We start from the raw sequence: 542 nt of genomic DNA on the forward strand, positions 1-542 counted from the left end.
ATCTGGAGAGGTCATAAGATGGCTCACATCACCACACCGGCTGGTACCGACCTGTACATGGAAATGAATCAGATGGAGCCGATCATCGAATGTGGTATCGCGAGAAATCCGGGCGATGCAATGGCATGGTCTGACGGCGAGGTTTCCTTAGGACCGGTGATCGACACAACCCATGGCAAACTGGTAATTGATGGACCTATCTGCTACTATGGATGCCCGACCACACCGGTTGAGTTAAGAATCGAAAAAGGGCGTATCGTAGAGGTAGTTGGCGGCGATCCGAAGATTTGTAAAGAAATCCGCCGTCAGATCGCAGAAGTTAAAGATTCCGACAACATCGCAGAGATCGGACTTGGTCTGAATCCGGCTTGTATGTTTAACGGAGACTTCGAGGAAGAGAAGAAGGCAAGAGGAACCTGCCACATCGCAATGGGCAACGGCTTCTACTATGGACAGCCGGCACGTTCGACCGTACATATCGACATGGTACAGTACAATCCGACCGTTATCTTCGACGAGGGAACACCGGAAGAGGTTCTGAT

1 protein-coding gene is annotated in these 542 nt (G+C 50.7%); it reads left to right on the plus strand.

Features of this window, described 5'->3' with window-relative positions:
* Nucleotides 1-18: 18 nt before the first annotated feature.
* Nucleotides 19-542: aminopeptidase (locus QVO97_RS00900; RefSeq protein ID WP_182429793.1), on the plus strand; the 524-nt coding region annotated here is incomplete at its 3' end.

Source organism: Clostridium sp. CAG:43, assembly GCF_000434655.1.
Taxonomy (GTDB): domain Bacteria; phylum Bacillota; class Clostridia; order Lachnospirales; family Lachnospiraceae; genus Otoolea; species Otoolea fessa.